This window comes from Variovorax sp. 01N425, assembly GCF_056399465.1.
On the sequence record NZ_JBFTRJ010000006.1, the window covers coordinates 205769 to 220605 of the forward strand.

15 protein-coding genes and 1 riboswitch are annotated in these 14837 nt (G+C 69.8%); of the genes, 9 read left to right on the forward strand and 6 right to left on the reverse strand.

Annotation, left to right across the window (positions count from 1 at the left end):
- Positions 1–81 precede the first annotated feature (81 nt).
- Positions 82–1065, forward strand: coding sequence for a DMT family transporter (locus AC1DSC_RS12820; RefSeq protein ID WP_012746184.1), 984 nt, complete (start codon positions 82–84; stop codon positions 1063–1065).
- On the opposite strand, the gene AC1DSC_RS12825 is transcribed toward AC1DSC_RS12820, so the two are convergent.
- The 5 genes from AC1DSC_RS12825 to AC1DSC_RS12845 all read right to left on the reverse strand — a co-directional run bounded on the left by AC1DSC_RS12825 (position 1035) and on the right by AC1DSC_RS12845 (position 6629).
- The gene (locus AC1DSC_RS12825; RefSeq protein ID WP_012746183.1) at positions 1035–1586 is read right to left on the reverse strand and encodes a GNAT family N-acetyltransferase; all 552 of its coding nucleotides are present in this window, start codon (positions 1584–1586) and stop codon (positions 1035–1037) included. The two genes, AC1DSC_RS12820 and AC1DSC_RS12825, sit on opposite strands and share 31 nt — an antisense overlap.
- Before the next feature lies 1 nt (position 1587).
- Positions 1588–2175 carry a helix-turn-helix domain-containing protein gene (locus tag AC1DSC_RS12830; protein ID WP_012746182.1) on the reverse strand — a complete coding sequence of 196 codons (588 nt, stop codon included), beginning with the start codon at positions 2173–2175 and terminating at the stop codon, positions 1588–1590.
- A gap of 46 nt (positions 2176–2221) precedes the next feature.
- Positions 2222–3895: an alpha/beta fold hydrolase gene (locus tag AC1DSC_RS12835; protein ID WP_012746181.1), complete on the reverse strand. Its 1674-nt coding sequence runs from the start codon at positions 3893–3895 to the stop codon at positions 2222–2224.
- A 42-nt stretch (positions 3896–3937) separates the two neighbouring features.
- The gene (locus AC1DSC_RS12840; protein WP_012746180.1) at positions 3938–5197 is read right to left on the reverse strand and encodes a putative Na+/H+ antiporter; all 1260 of its coding nucleotides are present in this window, start codon (positions 5195–5197) and stop codon (positions 3938–3940) included.
- A gap of 115 nt (positions 5198–5312) precedes the next feature.
- Positions 5313–6629, reverse strand: a complete 1317-nt coding sequence (locus AC1DSC_RS12845; RefSeq protein ID WP_012746179.1) for a lytic murein transglycosylase — start codon at positions 6627–6629, stop codon at positions 5313–5315.
- Between the two features lie 146 nt (positions 6630–6775).
- Between AC1DSC_RS12845 and AC1DSC_RS12850 the strand changes: the two genes are divergently transcribed.
- Positions 6776–7105: a four-helix bundle copper-binding protein gene (locus AC1DSC_RS12850; RefSeq protein WP_012746178.1), complete on the forward strand. Its 330-nt coding sequence runs from the start codon at positions 6776–6778 to the stop codon at positions 7103–7105.
- A 29-nt stretch (positions 7106–7134) separates the two neighbouring features.
- Here the strand turns inward: AC1DSC_RS12850 and AC1DSC_RS12855 are convergent, their stop codons facing one another.
- Positions 7135–8064, reverse strand: coding sequence for a LysR substrate-binding domain-containing protein (locus AC1DSC_RS12855; RefSeq protein WP_018903600.1), 930 nt, complete (start codon positions 8062–8064; stop codon positions 7135–7137).
- Positions 8065–8175: 111 nt separating this feature from the next.
- Here AC1DSC_RS12855 and AC1DSC_RS12860 point away from each other — a divergent pair, with 111 nt between their 5' ends.
- The 7 genes from AC1DSC_RS12860 (at position 8176) to AC1DSC_RS12890 (ending at position 14826) form a co-directional block, all read left to right on the forward strand.
- Positions 8176–9240: a tartrate dehydrogenase gene (locus tag AC1DSC_RS12860; RefSeq protein ID WP_012746176.1), complete on the forward strand. Its 1065-nt coding sequence runs from the start codon at positions 8176–8178 to the stop codon at positions 9238–9240.
- A gap of 45 nt (positions 9241–9285) precedes the next feature.
- Complete coding sequence (locus AC1DSC_RS12865) at positions 9286–10287, forward strand: tripartite tricarboxylate transporter substrate binding protein (RefSeq protein WP_012746175.1); 1002 nt, start codon at positions 9286–9288, stop codon at positions 10285–10287.
- Positions 10288–10383: 96 nt separating this feature from the next.
- On the forward strand, positions 10384–10692 hold the full coding sequence (locus AC1DSC_RS12870) for a hypothetical protein (protein ID WP_012746174.1): 309 nt from the start codon (positions 10384–10386) through the stop codon (positions 10690–10692).
- Positions 10693–10851: 159 nt separating this feature from the next.
- Positions 10852–11115: riboswitch (cobalamin riboswitch) on the forward strand.
- 159 nt (positions 11116–11274) lie between these two features.
- On the forward strand, positions 11275–12120 hold the full coding sequence (gene cobM, locus AC1DSC_RS12875; protein ID WP_018903601.1) for a precorrin-4 C(11)-methyltransferase: 846 nt from the start codon (positions 11275–11277) through the stop codon (positions 12118–12120).
- On the forward strand, positions 12117–13046 hold the full coding sequence (locus AC1DSC_RS12880; protein ID WP_012746172.1) for a sirohydrochlorin chelatase: 930 nt from the start codon (positions 12117–12119) through the stop codon (positions 13044–13046). The genes cobM and AC1DSC_RS12880 overlap by 4 nt, the downstream gene beginning before the upstream one ends.
- Positions 13043–13732, forward strand: a complete 690-nt coding sequence (locus AC1DSC_RS12885) for a precorrin-8X methylmutase (RefSeq protein WP_012746171.1) — start codon at positions 13043–13045, stop codon at positions 13730–13732. The genes AC1DSC_RS12880 and AC1DSC_RS12885 overlap by 4 nt, the downstream gene beginning before the upstream one ends.
- Positions 13729–14826: a cobalt-precorrin-5B (C(1))-methyltransferase gene (locus AC1DSC_RS12890; protein ID WP_012746170.1), complete on the forward strand. Its 1098-nt coding sequence runs from the start codon at positions 13729–13731 to the stop codon at positions 14824–14826. The genes AC1DSC_RS12885 and AC1DSC_RS12890 overlap by 4 nt, the downstream gene beginning before the upstream one ends.
- Positions 14827–14837 lie beyond the last annotated feature (11 nt).

Sequence of the window (14837 nt, forward strand, 5' to 3'; positions counted from 1 at the left end):
GTCCAAAGAAGCGAATGGCCGCGCGGCGCGGAAAAGCCGAAGCTTGGTGCCATCGATTCAATGCAACGAGGCCCGCACACCATGTCCACCGCCAACCCACGCCCGCTCGGCATTGCCGCGCTGCTGCTCGCCACCTCCGGATGGGGTGCCATGTTCCTTGTCGGCAAGGACGTCCTGCACCACGTCGAACCCATGTGGCTCACGCTGATCCGCTACAGCATGTCGGCCCTGCTGTTCGCCGCGCTGCTGCTGCCGCGCGGCGCGGTGCCCTGGCGCAAGCTCCGCCTGCATGCGGTGCCGCTGGCATTGCGGGGCGCCGCGGGCTTCGGCGTCTTCAGCGTGATGCTGTTCGTCGGGCTCGCGCACTCGGTGCCTTCGCACGGCGCGGTGATCGTGGCCACCACGCCCATGACTACGCAGCTGGTGCGCTGGGCCTTCGATGGCGTGCGGCCCGCGCGGCTGGCGCTGCTGGCAACGGCGCTGGCGCTCGCGGGCGTTGCCATGGTGTCGGGCCTGCTCTTTGGCGGCGCCTCGTCGGCCGGCTCGACGCTCTTCGGCGACGCGGTGGCCTTTGCCGGCACGCTGGGCTGGATCTGGTACACGCGCGGCGCGGCGCGCTTTCCGGCGCTCGACGTGGTCGAGTATTCGGCGCTCACGGTGCTGGCTTCGTGGCCGCTGCTGCTGGCGGGCGCGCTGCTCGCCACCGCCTTCGGCGCGAGCCACGCACCCAGCGCCGAGGGCCTGCGCCTGTCGTGGCACGCGCTGCTGTTCGTGGGCCTGGTGCCCTCCGCCATCTCCGTGCTGGCCTTCAACTATGGCGTTCGCACGCTGGGCGCCGTCACCGGCACGGCCTTCCTGAATTTCGTTCCGGTGTCGGCCTTGCTGATGGGCGTCGCGCTGGGCAAGCTGCCATCGGCTCACGAGCTGGCCGGCATGGCGATGGTGGTCGGCGGACTGCTGCTGCATACGGCCGCGAGCCGCAGGGCGGCAGCCGCACCCGCAGCGCGCGCCGCGGGCGGCAACAGCACCGCGGGCTACCGCGCCTGCGGCGCCAGCGCGCGATAGAAGTAGGTGGTGTCGCAGGGCGCGCCGCCCGGCAGCAGCGCATAGCCCGGAATCACGCCGACGCGCGTCCAGCCGAGCCGGGCATAGAGCCGCTCGGCCTCGGCGCTGGAGGTGTCGAGCACGAGCAGGGTCTTTCGGTGTTCGAGCGCGAGCTGTTCGGCGGCCTGCATCAGCAGTGCGCCGATGCCCTGGCGCCGGGCGCGCCGGTGCACGAGCATCTTCGAAACCTCGGCGCGGTGCGGCTGGTTCTCGGGCTGCCCGAGCACCAGCTGCACGGTGCCGACGATGCCTTGCGCGTCTTCGGCCACCAGCAGCGCGCGCTCGCCGCTTGCCACGCCTTCGGCCACGCGCTGCCAGAAGGCCTGGGCGCGCTCGGGCGTGAGCGGCAGCATGAAGCTGACCGAGGCACCGCCTTCGACGCAGTCGACGAGCAGGTCGGCCAGCTGCCGGACATGCGCGTCGCCGACGCTGGAGAGAAGGCGGATGCGTGGCGCGGAGTCTGTTGCCGCAGGTTGGGTCATGTCATCTCCAGGAAGAGGGCGAGGTGGCGATCACGACGGCATAGCGCGCGATCTGCCGCGTGGGGTTGTAGTAGCTGGTGGGACGGTCGAGCACCAGCGCCAGGCAGTCGCCCGTGCCGAGCCGGTGGCGCTCGTCGCCGAGCGTGACTTCGATGCTTCCTTCGAGCACCCACACCTGCTGGTGGACCTGCGGTTCCCGCGCGCCGGTTTCGTAGGCCACGCGCGCCTTGGGCGGAAAAAGGATCTCGACGATGTGGATCGGCGATGCGGAGCCGCCGGGCGACACGTTGCGGCGCACATAGCCCGAATGCGGATCGCGCCATTGCAGCTGGTCGGCCAGCCGGGACACCGGCCCCGACGCAGGCACCGGCGCCTCGAACAGCGACGCCAGCGGAACGCCGAGGCCGGTTGCAAGTTTCTCGAGCAGCACCGCCGTCGGGCTGCTTTCGCCGCGTTCGATGAGCGAGATCATCGAGCGGCTGACGCCGCAATGCGCCGCCAGCGCCTCGAGCGAAAGGCCGCGGTCGGCGCGCAGGTCCCGCACGCGCTGCGCGATGCGGTCGTTGAGGCTGGGCGGCTGAGTTTCCATGATGCCGGATGAATATCCAACATCATGGAATAGAAGTCAAGGCGAGTTATCGACCGGCGGGAGCGTCCTGCCCGTCCTTCGGCCTCGACGACGGCTCCCAAGAATCAGGCGTGGTCGCGACCAGCTCCTTGAGGTTGGACCAGGGCTTTGCGCCCGGCACGGTGGTGCCGCCCGTGATCGCCACCTTCGCGAAGGCGACCATCCGCTCGCGCAGGTATTGCCTGTCGCTCTCGGGCCAGGTCTCGATGGAATGGGGCGCGCGGGCCACCACGATTTCGCGCGCACCGCGAATGCGGTCGTAGGCGGCGATGGTGCCTTCGAGTGTTTCGGCGCGGTCCCACAGGCCCTTGCCGAAGAAGGCGGCCGGCCACTTGTGCATGCCCGCGAGCGGCGCCGAGTTCGGATAGAAAAGGATGTGGTGGTCCGCCGCCATGCCGCCAAGGAACAGGTTGCGATCGGCCAGGTCGGGCGATGCGGGCAGGTAGCCCGCGCCGCTCGCAAAGGAAGACAACAGAATGGCGCCCTTGATGTTCGAAAGCCCCTTGGGCGGCTGGCATTCGGGCACCGGCATGTCGTAGCTGCACGCGCCCGAAAAGTTCTTGGCCATGGCCCATGCGGTCGACATCGAGCCGCGCGAATAGCCGCCAAGCAGGATCGGAATGCGCGTCGACTTCATGCCGCCCAGCAGCTTGCCGGCCGCCTCCTTGCCTTCGAGCACGCGGCCGTCGGGCGTGAGCAGCCGCAGGCCGTCGCCGCTGTCGAACTGCGCGAGCACGCGAAACACGTCCTCGCCCTGCTCCAGCGTGTGGGTGTCGCTGAATCCGCCGGAGATGCCCTCGCCGCGCCGGTCGTAGGCCAGCACGTCGAAGCCCGCCTGGTTGAGCGCATCGAGGTTCTCGCGCCACCAGCGCTGGCCCATGGTCTCGGTGGTGGCGTTCGGGAACTTGACGTCGACCGCGCGGCCCGTGGCCGGGTCGATGCGGTAGGGCTTTTCGTCGGGGTGCTGGATCGCGGTGAGCTGCCCGCCGCCGCCCGGCGCCATGACGACCAGCGCGCGCATCCTGCCGCCCTTGCCATCGTCGACGCCGCGGCCTTCGATGTACCAGCCGCGCAGCTTGACCGGATCGGCCATCTGCAGGTCGATGCGCTCGAAGCTGTCGCGCGGCACGGTGAACTCGACCACGAAGGTGCCGGCATCGGCGCGCGCAATCGCCTCGGCATAGGGCGCCTTGGCGAAGAAGGCCGGACGCCGGATCTGCCGCAGGTCGACGGGCCCTTCCGGATCGATCCTGCCGGAAGGATCGACCACGCCGGTCGAGCGCGTCGCGCGCGCCTTGTTCGGCGGCAGCCAGCGCTGCATCTGCGCATCGATGCGCGCAAAGCAGGCGGCATCGGCCTTGCAGGCGCGCCAGCGCTCCTTCAGCCGCGCATCTGTGAATTCGTCGACGTAGTAGTCGCTGTCCGCATAGCCCGCTGGCGGGCGGTAGGCATTGACGCCGAACGGCACGCAGGCGGTGCGGCCATCGGACTGCGGCAGCCGGTAGCCGGGCAGTTCGTGGTTGCGGTCGACGCCGACCCAGGCGCGGCAATCGGTGGGCGGCGGTGCCGCCCTTGCGCTCCTGGATGAAACAGCACCGCCATGCGAAGAGCAGCCGCCGATGGCCAGGGCCGCCGCGAGCACCGCAGCTGCGGCCGAGCCGATGCGAAAGAACGTGCGCATGTTCTCGTCTCCTTTCGATCCGCGCCATGCGCGGTTTCATCGCTACAACAGCATGAAAGCCGCGGCGGCCACCAGCGTGGGCCCGAGCGCACCCAGCAGCAGTCCGCCGGCGCCGATGGTCTCGTCGGAGAAGCCGCGCTTGAGCAGCGCGACGCCCGCGGGATTGGGCGCGTTGGCAATCACCGTCAGGCCGCCGCCGGCCACCGCGCCGGCCACGAGCATGTACTTCGATTCGTCCGAGATGTTGGTGATCAGCGAACCCAGGTAGGTGAGCGCCGCGTTGTCGGTGATGGCCGTGAGGCCCAGTGCGCCGAAGAACAAGGCGAGCGGCTGCAGGCTCGATACGACCGGCTCCAGCCACCACTGCTGCATGCCGCCGAGCACCACCAGCCCCGCCAGGAAGAAGCCGACGAGCAGTGCCTCCTTGATGATGAGCGGACTCTGGTGGCGCTCGTAGGCTTGCGTGTAGCCGAGAAACATCAGGAAGAGCCCGAGGAACGCCACCGGATGATGTGCGAACAGCACGATACCGGCCAGCAGCACGAGGTGCACCAGCGCCACGGCGGGCGGCACGGGCGCTTCGGAGAGCGCCGCGTGCGCGCTCGAAGCCGCGGGCAGGTGCTTGCGCAATACGAAAGTGGCCACGGTGGCGTTGACGAGCACGGCCACGGCGGCCTTCCAGCCGAAGGTGGCAAGCATGAAGGCGCTGTCCCATTGCCAGGTCGAGGCCACCATCAGCACCGGCGGCGCGGCGTACGACGTGAGCGTGCCGCCGATCGACACGTTGACGAACAGCACGCCCAGCGCGAGGTACTTCACGGCTTCGGGCACCTGCGGCCTGAAGATCTGCGGCGCGAGCATCAGCGCCGCAATGGTCATGGCCGCGGGCTCGGTGACGAGCGAGCCCAGCAGCGGAACGGCCGCCAGGCCGAGCCATGCCGCCGCAACGGGCGTGGGCAGCGGCAGCACCCGCGCGACAAGGCTCACGCCCGACATGACGGTGCGCAGCACGGGCCGCGAGGCGGCCACCACCATCACGACGAAGACGAACAGGGGCTCGGTGTAGTTGCGCGACTCCGCATAGCCGAGTGCCGGCCCGCCGCCAACGACCAGGGCCATCGCAAGCACAAGCACGATGGCCCAGAAGCCGAAGACGACTTCCACCTCGCCCAGCAGGTGAAAGAGGCCGGCATGGCGGGGAAAGCGGTGCGACAGCCGCTCGAACTGCTTGGCGGCGAAGGTGTGGACGAGCGCGACGGCGAAGATCGCTGCGGCAAGGTACTGGATGGTGGGCTCTTGCATGGGACGGATGGCGTGGTTGATCCGCGTGGCGGCCCGACCATCGCATGAACCTGCGGCGCCGCCAACAAGAAGCAAGCGGCCCCGCACCCAGCCCCAGTTTAACGGGGCCCGCCGGCTAGGGCTGCTGCAGGCGCTGCAGCAGCTCCGCGCTCGGGTAGCCGTCCGCGGGCAGGCCCACGCTGCGCTGGTAGCGGCGCAGCCCTTCGCGCGTGGCGGGGCCCATGACGCCGTCGGCCGCGCCAGTGGCAAAGCCGCGCCGGGTGAGCGCGGCCTGCAGTTCGGCGATCTGGCTGCGCGAGAGCGCCGTCAGGTTCCTCGGCCATGGCGCCTGCACGTCGGGGCCGCCGCCCAGGCGCTGCGCGAGCAGGCCCACGGCGAGCGCGTAGTTGGTCGAGTTGTTGTAGCGCAGCACGGCGCGAAAGTTCGGCCCGACCAGGAAGGCCGGCCCCTGCGCGCCCGCGGGCAGCAGCACCGAGCCATCGGCAAATTCCGGCAGCGGCTGGCCGTCCATGCTCGTGATTCCCTCGGCCGCCCACTGCGCGCTCGGCTGGCGCACGGCCATGTCGGCGCGGCCGTAGTCGAAGCCCGCGGGCAACTTGATCTCCACGCCCCACGGCATGCCGGCCTGCCAGCCCGAGCGCGAGAGAAAGTTGGCCGTCGAGGCCACCACGTCGGGCATGCTGCCCCAGATGTCGCGGCGCCCGTCGCCGTCGGCATCCACCGCGTAGGCCAGGAAGTTCGACGGCAGGAATTGCGTCTGGCCCATGGCGCCCGCCCAGGAGCCGATCATGCGGTCGCGCGCGATGTCGCCGCTGTCGAGGATCTTCAGTGCCGCGAGCAGCTCGCGGCGCGCCCAGTCTTCGCGCCGGCCCTCGAAGCCGAGCGTGGCCAGCGCGTCGATGACCGGGGTGCTACCGTAGTTGCCGCCGTAGTTGCTTTCCATGCCCCAGATGGCGACGACGACGGTGGCCGGCACGCCATAGCGCGCGGCGGCCGCATCGGCTTCGGCGCGCACCTGCTGCAGCTTGTCCTGGCCCGTGGCAATGCGCTGGGGCGAGACGGTGTTGTCGAGATAGTCCCAGACCGTGCGTGTGAACTCGGGCTGGGCGCGGTCCAGCTCGATCACGCGCGGAAGAAACTGCACCTGGTCGAAGGCGCTTTGCAAGGTGGCTTCGCGGATGCCGGATGCGCGTGCGGTGGCGCGGAAGTCTGCCACCCATTTGGCGAAGCGCTGCTGCTCGAGCGCGGCAGCGTCAGGGGCTGCGGGCGCGGGCGCAGTTGCGGGCCGCTGACTCGCCGTGGAGCCCGGCGGCTGCGACGCCGGCCCGGGCGGTGCGGAAGCGCAGCCCGCGACAAGCGCCGCGGTGGCTGCGGCCACAAGGGCGGGCCGGATGGTGGACTGCAGGAATGAGGTGCTGCTGGTTGGATGCATCCGCGGATTCTCACCCGTGCTGCACGGCGGCAAGCCGTTCTCACGCACCGACGCGCCCCTTTCCTACAGCTGCGGTGGGCGGGCCAGCGAGCATGGGCCGTCAGCAGCAGCGAACTCCCGCGGCTCGAATCTCGAAGGGGACAGTGATGCCACATCAAACCTACGCCGCATGCATCGAGGCGTGCAACGGCTGCGCCACCGCATGCCATCACTGCGCCGCGTCCTGCCTGAAGGAGCCCGACGTCCAGATGATGGCCCGGTGCATCGCGCTCGACATGGATTGCGCGGCCGCCTGCCAGTTTGCCGCGGCCGCCATGGCGCGCGGCAGCGAACATGCGAAAGCCATCTGCGCGCTGTGCGCCGGCATCTGCGAAGCCTGCGGCGAGGAATGCGCCAGGCACAAGCACGAGCACTGCCAGGCCTGCGCCAAGGCCTGCCGCGATTGCGCAGCCGCGTGCCGCGCGATGGCACGCTGAGCTGCCGCGACCGGCTCGCGCGCGTCCGGCTATGCCTTGCCGGACGCCACCTGCTGCGTGAATGAAAGCGCCAGGAAATCGACAAAGGCCCGCACGCGCGCGGCCAGCTGGTGCCGCTGCGGATACACCGCGTAGATGTCGGCATCGGGCGTGAAGTACTGCGGCAGCACCTGCACCAGGCGGCCGTTGCGCAGGTAGCGGTTGATGTCCCACTCCGCCCGCATCAGGATGCCGTGGCCTTCGAGCGCCCAGTTCACGGCGATCTCGCCGTCGTTGGTCGCGAGGCTGCCGCGCGTCTTGATCGATTCGGTGCGCGCATGGCGGCCTCGGCCGCTCGTCAGGCGCCAGACGCCGTAGGCTTCCTCGCCCTGGCGAATGCCGATGCAGTTATGCCTGGCCAGGTCGTTCGGAACCTTGGGCATGCCGCGCGCCGCCAGGTAGGCGGGCGATGCGCACAGCAGCCGGCGGTTCGATGCGATGTGCCTTGCCACCACGCGGCTGTCCGGCGGCGCGCCAAAGCGCACGCAGACATCGAACAGGTCTTCGCTCGGCGCCGGTGGATTGACCGACAGCTGCAGCTGCACCTCCACGGCCGGATGCTTGCGCACGAAGCGCGAGATCAGCGGCGCCACATGGCTGCGCCCGAAGCCCAGCGTGGCGTTCACGCGCAGCAGGCCGCGCGGCGTGGCGCGCGACACGCCCAGCAGCTCCTCCATGCCGTCGATCTCGCCGAGGATGCGGCGCGCATGCTCCAGGTACAGCTCGCCCTCGGGCGTGAGGCTCATGCGGCGCGTGGAGCGGTTGACCAGCAGCACGCCCGCGCGCGATTCCATCAGCGCCAGGTGCTTGCTGACCGCGGGTGTGGTGATGCCCAGCTCCCGCGCGGCGGCGCTCAGGCTGCCGGCGCTGGCCAGGGTGGAAAAGAAGCCGAGATCGGCCGGAAGGATGGCGCTGCTCATCGTGGCCCCACTGTTGAACTCAGGTTAACAATGGCTTCACTTTAGCGCCGATTCCGCGGGCTGCTGCTTCTTACAGTGGAATCTCTTTTTCAACCTCCCGCAGGCATCGCCATGAAGACGTACAAGATCGCAACCATTCCCGGAGACGGCATCGGCAAGGAAGTCGTGCCCGCGGGCCAGCAGGTGCTCGAAGCGCTGGCTTCGGCCGGCAGCAGCTTCACGTTCGAGTTCGAGAATTTCGGCTGGGGCGGCGACCACTACCGCGAACACGGCGCGATGATGCCGGCCGACGGCCTCGATGCGCTGCGCGGCAAGGACGCGATCCTGTTCGGCTCGGCGGGCGATCCGCATATTCCCGACCACATCACGCTCTGGGGCCTGCGCCTGAAGATCTGCCAGGGCTTCGACCAGTACGCCAACGTGCGCCCGACGCGCATCCTGCCCGGCATCGACGGCCCGCTCAAGCGCTGCGGCCCCCATGATCTGAACTGGGTCATCGTGCGCGAGAACTCCGAGGGCGAGTACGCCGGCGTCGGCGGCCGCGTGCACCAGGGCCATCCGATCGAGGCCGCCACCGACGTGTCCATGATGACGCGCGCCGGCGTCGAACGCATCATGCGCTTCGCCTTCAAACTGGCGCAGTCGCGGCCCCGCAAGCTGCTCACGGTCGTCACCAAGAGCAACGCCCAGCGCCACGCGATGGTGATGTGGGACGAGATCGCGCTGCAGGTCTCGAAGGAGTTCCCGGAGGTCACCTGGGACAAGGAACTGGTCGACGCATCGACCGCACGCATGATCAACCGGCCGGCCTCGCTCGACACCATCGTCGCCACCAACCTGCATGCCGACATCCTGAGCGACCTGGCCGCCGCGCTCGCGGGCAGCCTGGGCATCGCACCCACCGGCAACATCGACCCCGAGCGGCGCTACCCGTCGATGTTCGAACCGATCCACGGCTCCGCCTTCGACATCATGGGCAAGGGCCTGGCCAATCCGGTCGGCACCTTCTGGTCGGTCGTGATGATGCTGGAGCACCTGGGCGAGGCCGAGGCCGCCCGGCGCGTCATGCAGGCGGTCGAAGCCGTGACGGCCGACCCCGCGCTGCACACGCGCGATCTCGGCGGCCGCGCCACCACCGCGCAGGTCACGCAGGCCGTGTGCGCACGGCTCGCGTAACCCAATCAAACACACGGCGCAGACCGTCAGCCAGGAGACAAAGACATGTTGAAGCAACCATTCGCCATCGGGCGCCGCCGCGCCCTCGCGGGAACCGCCCTGGCGGCCCTCGGCCTTTGCATCGCGCCCTGGGCCACTGCCCAGGAGCCGTGGCCGGCCAAGCCGATCAGCCTGGTCGTGCCCTTTCCTTCCGGCGGCACCACCGACGTGCTGGCCCGCGCGCTCGCCGATGCGCTGTCCAAGGCCCTGGGCCAGCCCGTGATCGTGGAAAGCAAGCCGGGCGCCGGCGCCACGCTCGGCGCCGACTACGTCGCCAAGGCCAGGCCCGATGGCTACACGCTGCTGATGGGCGCGGTGCACCACACCATCGCGACCAGCGTCTACAAGAAGCTGCCCTACGACTTCCAGAAAGACTTCGCGCCGATCACCACGGTGGCGATGGTGCCGAACGTGCTGGTGGTCAATGCCTCGCTCACGCCGGCCAAGTCGGTGGCCGAGCTGGTCGCGCTTGCCAAGGCGTCGCCGAAGGAGCTGGCCTACGGCTCCAACGGCAACGGCACGGCGCAACACCTGATCGGCACCCAGTTCCAGGCCAGCACCGGCGTCAAGCTGCTGCACGTGCCGTACAAGGGCAGCGGTCCGCTCACCACCGACCTGCTGGGCGGGCAGGTGGACATGTCCTTCGACACCATCACGCCCGTGCTGCAGCACATCAAGGGCGGCAAGCTGCGCGCGCTGGCCGTCACCACCGCCAAGCGTTCCGCCGTACTGCCCGAGGTGCCGACGCTCGAGGAGGCCGGGCTCAAGGGCTTCGACATCGGCACCTGGTTCGGCGTGCTCGCGCCGGCCGGAACGCCGAAGGACATCACCGCAAAGCTCCACATCGAGATGGCCAGGATCATCAAGTCGCCGGAGTTCGCCGAGCGGATGCGCGCGATCGGCGCCGACCCGATCGGCGACAGCTCCGCCGAGATGGCGGCCCGCATCCGCGAGGAGACGGCGAAGTTCGCGAGGCTGGTCAAGGAGGGGAAGGTCGCGGTCGAGTAGGCCGGATTCACGACGATCTTGTTACTCCCCGCTGCGCTCGCCAGTCCCTAGAGTTGCCTTGCGGCGCCAACCACGGCGCGCCACAAGGAGCCGGCGATGAGCAGCAACAGCAGGAACAGCAGGAACAGCAGCAAGAACGACCGCGTCGCGCAGGCGCTCGGCATCTATCGAAGCATCGCGGCGTGCAACGAGCGCCTTGCGCGCGGCAACGACGTCCACGCGCTCACGGCGGCGTTGATGCTGCCCTGCTACCACGCCGAGTTCAGGCGCGTGGCGAGCGAGCTGAACCATTCGGAGCAGGACGAGCTGGGCGCCGCGCTCGAACGCTACCTGCCTGGCAACGCCGCAGTGACCGCGTCCTACAACGAACTCCTGGTTGGCCTGCGGCTGCGGCCGGCCCGCTGATCTGCCCACACAGACCCGGGAGCCATGCCGACGCGCGGCTGTTCTGATCCAGAACAACCCCGCGTACCAGGGCGATTTCGCCGCGGCCCGCAAGGAACTGCGCGGGCGTCTCGGCCTGGACAGGTGATCGCCCGCCGCCCCGCCGCAAGCGGCTGATACACTTTGCGCGCGTTGTCAGGTGTCCTGGCGCCCCGTGTAAACGGCGGGGTGGCCAGGGTGAAACGGGAAGTCGGTGCGCGGCGGTGGAGAGAACACCGCGCAATGCCGACGCTGCCCCCGCAACGGTAAACGAGTCAAGAAGCAAGACCCCGGGATTCGGTCCCGCGCCACTGTGCCGCGAACGGCATGGGAAGGTGGTCTTGCTGCAGAGCCGATGGCTCTGCGCTCGTGAGCCCGGAGACCGGCCTGACGACCAGCGCATGACCTTGCGGTGGGCGAGGATCGGCGGGCGGCGCATGGCGTCCGGCTCGATGCAGGTGTGCATCCGCCGGAACCGCATCCACTGGCGCCCCTCCGATTTCTCTCCCCCCGCCCGGTCGTACCGACCATCTATCGCGCGGCGGGCGCGGAGGAATCATCATCATGAACAAGCGAGCCATCGCTCCAGGCAGTGCGCCGACGCCGGGAACCGTGTGGTTCGTCGGTGCGGGCCCGGGCGATCCGGAACTCATCACCGTCAAGGGCCGCGGCCTCGTCGAGCGCGCCGGGGCGATCCTGTTCGCGGGCTCGCTCGTGAGCGAAACCGCCATGCGCTGGGCGCGGCCGGACTGCGCCATTGCCGACAGCAAGGACATGACGCTCGAGCAGATGTCGGCCTGGCTGATCGCGCAGGCCGCGCGCTGCGAGACCGTGGTGCGCCTGCAGACCGGCGACCCGGGCCTGTACGGCGCACTGATCGAGCTGGTGCAGCCGCTGGATGCGGCGGGCGTGCCGATCGGCGTGGTGCCGGGCGTGTCCTCCGCCATGGCCTCGGCGGCGGCGGCGGTGGAAAGCCTCACGCTGCCCGAGGTCACGCAGACCGTGATCTTCACGCGCGTCGAAGGCCGCACGCCCATGCCCGAGGGCGAGTCGCTCGAGGCGCTCGCCGCGCACCACAGCACGCTGTGCATCTTCCTGAGCATCACCCTGATGGGCAAGGTCACGGCCGCGCTCACGGCCGCCGGCTGGTCGCCCGATGCGCCCGTGGTGGTGGTTCACAAGGCAAGCTGGCCGGGCGAAGAGAAGATCGTGCGCGGCACGGTCGCGACCATCCAGGCGCTGTGCCGCGAGGCCCGCATCGCGAGCCAGTCGATGATCATCGCCAGCCCCACGCTGGGCGCGCGGCAGTGGACCACGCTCGCCAAATCCAAGCTCTACGACGCGAGCTTCACGCACCGCTTCCGGCGCGCGAGCGTTCCCGTCCAAACCCTGCGCCAGGAACTCCCATGAACTCCGAAACCATTCTGCTGGTGGGCCACGGCTCGCGCGAAAAATCCGGCAACGACGAGATCGAGGCCTTTGCCGCGCAATGGCGCGAGCGGCAGCCGGGCTGGCGCATCGAGGTCTGCTTCATCGAGTTCTCCGAGATCACGATGAGCGAGGGCCTGCGCCGCGCGGCCGAGAGCGCGCGGCGCGTGATCGTGGTGCCGCTCATCCTCAATGCCGCGGGCCACGTGAAGATGGACGTGCCGCAGGCCATCGACGGCGCCCGGCTCAAGTACCCGATGGTGCAGTTCCTCTACGCGCCGCACCTCACGGCCTGCGATCCGATCCTCGCGATCCTCAAGCGCCGCCTCAAGGACGCGATGCAGGCGCTCGACATGCCCGACCCGACCACCACCGGCGTGGTGATCCTGGGCCGGGGTTCGTCGGACCGCCAGGCCAATGGCGACATGGCCAAGATGGCGCGCTGGCTGATGGAGGAGACCGACCACGAGCTGGTCGACCTTGCCTTCACCGGCATCACCTACCCGCGCCTGGAGAAGGCCGTGCAGCGCCAGGGCCTGCTGGGCATGAAGCAGGTGGTGGTGCTGCCCTACTACCTGTTCAACGGCACGCTGGTCGAACGCATCGCGCGCCAGGTCGAGCACCTGAAGGCGCAGTACCCGACGATCCGTTTCGTTTCCACGCGCTACTTCGGCTTCGAGCCCGAGATCTTCGCGCTGCTCGAACAGCGCGTGGACGACCTGCGGCGCGGCGCGCCGGCCGCGCTCATGCCTTGCGACGGCTGCAAGTTCCGCGACTTTGCGGTGGAGCACGGGCTGGGCGGCCACCACCATGGCGATGCGGCGGCGCACGGCCACGACCACGACCACGATCACGACCACGCGCATGGCCACGTCCATGCGCACGACGCGGTGCCGGCGCTGCGATGAAGCCGACGCACGCCCCGGCGGCCAACGTCGTCACCGAGCAGCTCACCGCGGCGGGCCGCGCCATCGAGCACGACTCCTTCGCGGTGATCGACCGCGAGGTGGCCTCGCATGCCTACACGGCCGACCAGTGGCCCGTGGTGCGCCGCATGATCCATGCGAACGCCGACTTCGACTTCAACGGCCTGACCGACTTCCACCCGGAGGCAGTCGACGCCGCCATTGCCGCCATCCGCTCGCGCGCCAGCCGCGTGCTGGCCGATGTCGAGATGATCTGCGTCGGCCTCTCGGCGCCGCGCCTCGCGCACTTCGGCATGGGCACTCACCAGTTCATCAGCGACCCGGACGTGATCTCGCAGGCGATGGCCGAAGGCACCACGCGCGCGGTGCAGGCCATGCGCAAGGCGCACCGGCTCGGGCTGGTCGACGGCGCGATCGTCGGCATCGGCAATGCACCGACCGCGCTGATCGAGATCGTGCGGCTGATCCGCGAAGAGGGCGCGCGCCCCGCGCTGGTGGTGGGCATGCCGGTGGGCTTCGTGTCGGCGGCCGAATCGAAGGACCTGGCCGCGCTCGAAGACGAGGTGCCCTGGATCGTGATCCGCGGGCGCAAGGGCGGCTCCACGCTGGTGGTGGCCGCGATCCACGCGCTGCTGGGCCTGGCCGAGGCGCGCGAACACGCCGCATGATGGACAAGGGCGCGCCCCGCGGCACCCGCACCGGTTTCACGACCGGTGCGTGTTCGGCCGCGGCGGCGCGCGCGGCGGTGATCGGCCTGGTCACGGGCCAGGTGCCCGACCACGTCGAGTGCCTGCTGCCCAACGGTGATCTCGTGCGCTTCGCGGTACACGATGGCCGCGTCGACAGCGCGAGCGCGCACGCCATGGTCATCAAGGACGCCGGCGACGACCCCGACTGCACCGACAAGGCCCATCTCACGGCCGACGTGCGCCTGCTGCCCGATCTGGCGGGCCAGGTGGTGCTGGCCGGCGGCACCGGCGTGGGCACCGTCACCATGCCGGGCCTCGGGCTCGCCGTGGGCGGGCCGGCCATCAACCCGGTGCCGCGCCGCAACATCGAGGCGAACGTGCGCGCGGTGGGCGCGGCGCTGCTCGACGAGGTCGGCCTCGAAGTCGCGATCTCCGTGCCGCAGGGCGAGGAGATGGCCAAGAAGACGCTCAATGCGCGCCTGGGCATCCTCGGCGGCATTTCGATCCTCGGCACCACCGGCATCGTCAAGCCGTATTCCACCGCCGCCTACCGCGCGAGCGTGGTGCAGGGCGTGCAGGTGGCGGGCACGCTGGGCCATGGCGTGGTCGTGCTCACGACCGGCGGGCGCACCGAGAAATTCGTGATGGCCGAAATGCCGGAGCTGCCCGAGCCGGCCTTCGTGCAGATGGGCGACTTCCTGCGCTACGCGATGGGCGCCGCGGTCAAGGCCGGAATCCGGAAGGTGGTGATCGGCGGCATGGTCGGCAAGCTCACCAAGATCGCGCAGGGCGAGACCATCACCCACGCCGGCCGGGCCGAGGTCGACACCGGCCTGCTGGCCGACCTGGCCGCCGGACTCGGCGCGCCGCCCGATGTGTGCGATGCGATCCGCGGCAACGAGACCGCGCGCTATGCCGGCGAGCGCATGGACGCGCTCGGGCTCGGCACCGCCTTTCACACGGCGCTCGCGCAGCGCGTCATCCAGACGCTGCGCACGCGCTACCCCGACCAGTTCGAACTGAAGGTGCTGGTCTGCGACTTCGAAGGCCGAAAGATCGCGGAGGCCCCGTGAACGACAGCGAG

What these genes read in the sequence shown, in the direction of transcription:
- AC1DSC_RS12820 (WP_012746184.1), top strand. Translation starts at nt 82, where the DNA reads ATGTCCACCGCCAACCCACGCCCGCTCGGCATTGCCGCGCTGCTGCTC.
- AC1DSC_RS12825 (WP_012746183.1), bottom strand. Translation starts at nt 1,586, where the DNA reads ATGACCCAACCTGCGGCAACAGACTCCGCGCCACGCATCCGCCTTCTC.
- AC1DSC_RS12830 (WP_012746182.1), bottom strand. Translation starts at nt 2,175, where the DNA reads ATGGAAACTCAGCCGCCCAGCCTCAACGACCGCATCGCGCAGCGCGTG.
- AC1DSC_RS12835 (WP_012746181.1), bottom strand. Translation starts at nt 3,895, where the DNA reads ATGCGCACGTTCTTTCGCATCGGCTCGGCCGCAGCTGCGGTGCTCGCG.
- AC1DSC_RS12840 (WP_012746180.1), bottom strand. Translation starts at nt 5,197, where the DNA reads ATGCAAGAGCCCACCATCCAGTACCTTGCCGCAGCGATCTTCGCCGTC.
- AC1DSC_RS12845 (WP_012746179.1), bottom strand. Translation starts at nt 6,629, where the DNA reads ATGCATCCAACCAGCAGCACCTCATTCCTGCAGTCCACCATCCGGCCC.
- AC1DSC_RS12850 (WP_012746178.1), top strand. Translation starts at nt 6,776, where the DNA reads ATGCCACATCAAACCTACGCCGCATGCATCGAGGCGTGCAACGGCTGC.
- AC1DSC_RS12855 (WP_018903600.1), bottom strand. Translation starts at nt 8,064, where the DNA reads ATGAGCAGCGCCATCCTTCCGGCCGATCTCGGCTTCTTTTCCACCCTG.
- AC1DSC_RS12860 (WP_012746176.1), top strand. Translation starts at nt 8,176, where the DNA reads ATGAAGACGTACAAGATCGCAACCATTCCCGGAGACGGCATCGGCAAG.
- AC1DSC_RS12865 (WP_012746175.1), top strand. Translation starts at nt 9,286, where the DNA reads ATGTTGAAGCAACCATTCGCCATCGGGCGCCGCCGCGCCCTCGCGGGA.
- AC1DSC_RS12870 (WP_012746174.1), top strand. Translation starts at nt 10,384, where the DNA reads ATGAGCAGCAACAGCAGGAACAGCAGGAACAGCAGCAAGAACGACCGC.
- cobM (WP_018903601.1), top strand. Translation starts at nt 11,275, where the DNA reads ATGAACAAGCGAGCCATCGCTCCAGGCAGTGCGCCGACGCCGGGAACC.
- AC1DSC_RS12880 (WP_012746172.1), top strand. Translation starts at nt 12,117, where the DNA reads ATGAACTCCGAAACCATTCTGCTGGTGGGCCACGGCTCGCGCGAAAAA.
- AC1DSC_RS12885 (WP_012746171.1), top strand. Translation starts at nt 13,043, where the DNA reads ATGAAGCCGACGCACGCCCCGGCGGCCAACGTCGTCACCGAGCAGCTC.
- AC1DSC_RS12890 (WP_012746170.1), top strand. Translation starts at nt 13,729, where the DNA reads ATGATGGACAAGGGCGCGCCCCGCGGCACCCGCACCGGTTTCACGACC.